We start from the raw sequence: 4627 nt of genomic DNA on the forward strand, positions 1-4627 counted from the left end.
CCGATGGGCTGGCCGGCGCCATCGACGTCGTCCAGACCGAATTCGACATCGAGGTCAGACCCTACAGCCTGATCACGGTGAAGAACCGTGTGCTGTCGCCGGCCGCCAAGATGCTGCACGACTTCATCCTGCGAGAGGTGGGATGACGGCTCAGCCAGGCTTCGGGTTCGGGGCTGGCGAACAGCAAGGCGGGAACATTATTTCCTGCCGATGCGTTGATATTCCTGCAACGGACGATTTCTTCAGGAGACCGAACATGCGCAGCTTCGAAATGATCGACCTGCTTTGCGTGGTCGAGGCCTGCAAGCACGAACGATCGGTCGGGAATTTCGTGTCGATGGCTGAAGGCGTGGAAGAATTGCGGGTACTGACCGGCGATTTCGTCTCATCGGATGACGTAGTGGCAAACGCGCTTGCAACGGTTGCGCTTGCACGAGGCTGCTCGGTTGTGTTCGACGAACAGGCGGGCGCTGAAATTGTTGCTGGCGCCATTGGCTGGAGCGGGTAGAGGGAATCGAACCCTCGCGTTCAGCTTGGGAAGCTGACAAGCTACCATTACATCATACCCGCGCGATCCCTCGTTACCATGCGGGTTGGCCTTCGGGCAATCGCAAAGCGGCTTTTACACCGCAGGCTGCGGCGATGCATATCGACCTGCGATTGCTATCTTGCCCTGGCGAGCTTGTTGCCGGCGGCAAAGCTTGGCCAGTACTTCGAGATGGCTAACGTCGCGCCGGCGGAAGAGAAATGACCATAATCGAAATAGAGAAATTGCTTGCTGTCGGCATCTGCGTACGAACAGCCGGCCGCATCGCACAGATATGCCAGCGGATCTATGAATGTCGCCCCTTTGGCGAACGGCAGCACCCGCTTGTTGATCCCCGGATCCATGGCAGTCGGCCAGGACGTGTTCCCGGCATGCTCCCGCCTTGCGAAGAAAGCGATTTTCTGGACGTCGGCGATGAATTCGGGCGACTGGCCGATGACATAGACCTTGACGCCCATGTCGCGAAGCCGATCGATCGTTTTTTGCAGGCCATCGAAGCCCCTGACCTGGTAGTCGGTCCATCGGCCGCTCAGGATCACCGCCCGGATGTTAGCGTCGCGGATAATCGACAAGGCTCGTTCGTTGAAAAGCGTACAGCTTGGCCGGGCATAGGAAAAATAGGTGAGGTCGGGCGGGCAGCCGGCATAGGTGTACTGGATGACATTGGCCTGGATTTTCTGGGCGTTGGCGTCGAGTCCCGAAACATAGTGGGCGGCGAAGGAATCGCCCCACAAAAGCACGTTGGTGGCAAAGCCTTGGGTGCGGGTGCAGTCGGCGAGGTTCCAGGTGTCGATGCGGGCCCCTTCGTTGAAGCAGACGCCGTTGCGCCAGTCGCCGACCCGGATCGGCTCGGTCGAGAAGTCCGGGAACCGTTGCGGAAAACCACCGCCGAGCGCGCCGGCCAAGCCGCCGACACAGAGCAGGACGATCGCCGCCCCCGAAAAGGCGAAGATCGGCAATGGGGCGGTGAACGCCCGTTTCCGGCGAAACGGCTGCTCGACATATTTCCAGGAAAATGTCGCCAGGGCGAAACTGGCTACCATCATCGCGATGACCGTCGGCACGCCGATGGCCTTCAGCGAGAGATAGTGGACGAACGAATTTATCGGCCAGTGAACGAGGTAGAGCGAATAGGAAATGAGGCCAACCCAGACCAGCGGCGCGAACCGAAGGACGCGGGTCGCAAGAGGTGCCGGCCTGTCGGCGCCGGGGTGATCGTGGCCCGCATAGATGAGCAGGGCGGTTCCGATGCAGGGGAACAAGGCATTGTAGCCCGGAAACGGGTCGCTCTCCGAAATCGTTAGAAAGCCGAAGGCGATCAGGGCAAAGCCGGCGAGGCCGATAAGTTCCATCRCCAACCGGCTGGCAAGCGCCGGCGGCTTCTTCAGCATCAGCATGGCGCCAAGCGCCAGTTCCCAGAAGCGCGTCGGCAAAAGGTAGAAGCCGGCTGTCGGCRCCAGCGAGGTTGCCATGACCGCTACGGCAAAGCTGCCGATGGCGATCGGCAGCAGTACCGTCAGCCAGCGCTTCGAGACATATCGGTAGATCAAATAGAGCAGGATCGGTGCGAAGATATAATACTGCTCTTCGACCGAAAGCGACCATGTGTGAAGCAGTGGCCGCAGTTCGGCGTCGATGGAGAAATAGTTCGTCGTCTTCCAGAAATAGATGTTCGACCAGAAGGTCGAGGCGGCGATCACGCTCAAGCTGAATTCGTGCAGATCCGACGGCAGCAGGATGAACCAGGCGGCAATGCTGGCGAGCAGGATGACGAAGGTCAGCGCCGGCAGGATCCGCCGTGCGCGGCGCCAATAGAAGCGACCGATCGAAAACTCGCCGCGCTCGAGATCGTCGAGCAGGCTGCCGCTGATCAGGTATCCCGATATGACGAAGAAGATGTCGACGCCGGTGAAGCCGCCGGGAATGGCGGAGACGCCGAAGTGGAAGAGCAGGACGGGCAGCACCGCCACGGCCCGAAGGCCATCGATGTCGCGCCTGTAGTTCATCCGGACAGGCTCGCGCGCCGCGGCCGGAAGCTTTGGTTCTGCGAGTTCAAGACGCCGCTCATGCGGCGATGTCCCGCTCGTGCAAAAAATTCCGGCTCGTCGCTCTCACATGCCTATCCTCTGCGGTGCAACTTTGCTGCACCGCAACATAAGTGTCAAGGCATGTGCCAGTTCGAATGCCGGCGAGGCCGATCCGCGCCGGCGCGGCGGGATCAGGCGCCGGGCAGGTAGATCACCGCATGATCGTCCGAATAGGCCCGCTTCCAGCCCAGTTGGTCGAAGAAGGGAATGCGACTGTCGTCGGCTGCAATCAGCGCCCAGCCTATCGCGTATTTCTTCAGTTGGGCTTCGAGAAGGGGCTTGCCGTTGCTGTGTCCCGTCTCGTCATCGGCTTTTGTGAAACCACCGAGGAACAGCTGGTCCGTCCGACCGTCGATATAGGTCTTGATCCCGTGGAAGATCAGCGTGCCGCCGAAATTGTAGGAATTCAGCACGTTGCCGGACAGATGATGGCTTTCGGCGAATGCCAGCGCCCCACTGGCCGACGTCTTCGGGCTCGGCGCGACCTGGTAGACGCTGCCGAACATGGCGACCGCGCCGATGACCAAAACAGCTGCCGCGCCGCAGATCGCGTAAAACCGCCTGGCGAAGAATTGTTCCAGTCCGTCGCGCTTTTCAGCCAGCCATGCGGTAGCCGAAAGCGAGGGATATTGCTGTGCGACCTCCATCGCGATCACCACCGGAACCAGGAGGAAGAACAGATACATGAAACGCAGATGGGCGAGAAAGGCATGCAAGGTGAAGACGATGAACAACGCCTTGGCCCAGCCAATTCGCAACCGTGACACCAGCAGCCCGAACAGCCCCACCAGCATCGCAACTTCCTGGACAACGAGATCCTGCGCATTGAACGGTCGCCATTCCGCGATCAGCGACACCGCCTCGTTGCCATAGGCCACGGCGAAGGTCGCCAGGATGGCCTGGACGCCATAGGGGTGGATCAGGCTGACCAGCGGACAAAGCAGACCAAATGCGATCCATTTCGCCACGAGGGCCGGTTTTGTGAGACCTGTACGCGTCAGCAGATCGAGACCGGCGAAAGCTGCTATGACGAAGCTCAAGGTAAAGGTGGCGTGCAGGTTCGCCCACAACACAACCAGCACAAGCAGCCACCAGGGTGGCGCCCGTTCTTCCCATGCCGCACGAAAGAGCATCGCCGTCCAGACGACGATGATCGGGAAAGTGAAGATATGTGGACGCCCCGTAAAGATCGGGGTGATCAGGGCCATTGCAATGAAGGCCAGCGCAATCGACAGGATCGGCTTCAGCCATCTGCTGAGAAACCACCCCATCAGGAAAACCGTCAGGGAAATCATGGCGATGATCAGCGTGACCACGCCGTTCCAGCCTCCCGCCCGGTAGGCAAGAGCCAAAAGGACCTGCCCCAGCCATTCCTTGGCGATCCATGGCTGGCCGGCAAACGTGTAGGAATAAGGGTCGACTGTCGGAAATGTCCGGCTTGCCAGGAGATCCAGTCCTACCTTTACTTGCCACCAACTGTCGGGATCCTGCAGGATGGAAGGGGCAAAGGCGGCCAGCACCGCCGCCATGATACAGGCGGTGAACAGGCAGAATATCAGTTGGATACGCTGATCGTACGTTGCCGCGCCCGCACTGGCCTGAGCGTTGTTCATGGCGCCGCCTCTAATCGCTTCCGATGACAGTTGGTTCAAGGATTTCGACTGGTCGGCATCCGCCGAGACCCACCGGCCATCGGAAGGTTCCGGTCGGCTTCATCGTCTTCGCGACCTCCGCGCCCGACAAACACGAAGTGAGCCGAACCGAGGTAGAAAACAACCGAATAGACGCAGATTCCCGCGAGGTGAACCAGGGGGCTTTCTGTGATGCCTGCTGACCGGGCGGCGATCACGACTGCCAGATTGATGCTGTAGGCGACCAGGAAGACGCCCCCATATCGCAAAAGGGTTCCTGACCGGAAGCCATCGGCGCTGGTGAAGGTCCATTGGCGGTTGAGGAAGAAGCCGAGGACAAGGCCGGCGCCAAAGCCCGTGGC

The 4627-nt window shown here is 60.2% G+C and carries 4 protein-coding genes, 1 tRNA gene and 1 pseudogene; 2 read left to right on the plus strand and 4 right to left on the minus strand.

Going from position 1 to position 4627, the window contains the following annotated elements:
* Both ACXJ7R_RS25200 and ACXJ7R_RS25205 read left to right on the plus strand, forming a co-directional pair.
* Positions 1–146, plus strand: a pseudogene (locus ACXJ7R_RS25200) (LysR family transcriptional regulator); the annotation flags it as partial.
* A gap of 110 nt (positions 147–256) precedes the next feature.
* Complete coding sequence (locus ACXJ7R_RS25205) at positions 257–508, plus strand: hypothetical protein (RefSeq protein ID WP_457154195.1); 252 nt, start codon at positions 257–259, stop codon at positions 506–508.
* Here ACXJ7R_RS25205 and ACXJ7R_RS25210 read toward each other — a convergent pair.
* The 4 genes from ACXJ7R_RS25210 to ACXJ7R_RS25225 form a co-directional block, all read right to left on the minus strand.
* Positions 497–570, minus strand: a tRNA-Gly gene (locus ACXJ7R_RS25210). The genes ACXJ7R_RS25205 and ACXJ7R_RS25210 overlap by 12 nt on opposite strands.
* 93 nt (positions 571–663) lie before the next feature.
* Positions 664–2553, minus strand: coding sequence for an acyltransferase family protein (locus ACXJ7R_RS25215; RefSeq protein ID WP_457154196.1), 1890 nt, complete (start codon positions 2551–2553; stop codon positions 664–666).
* Positions 2554–2765: 212 nt separating this feature from the next.
* Positions 2766–4247 carry a hypothetical protein gene (locus tag ACXJ7R_RS25220; protein ID WP_457154197.1) on the minus strand — a complete coding sequence of 494 codons (1482 nt, stop codon included), beginning with the start codon at positions 4245–4247 and terminating at the stop codon, positions 2766–2768.
* Positions 4248–4282: 35 nt separating this feature from the next.
* On the minus strand, positions 4283–4627 hold a 345-nt coding region (locus ACXJ7R_RS25225; protein ID WP_457154198.1), incomplete at its 5' end, for a GtrA family protein.

The sequence above is a fragment of the Mesorhizobium sp. P5_C1 genome, assembly GCF_054049815.1.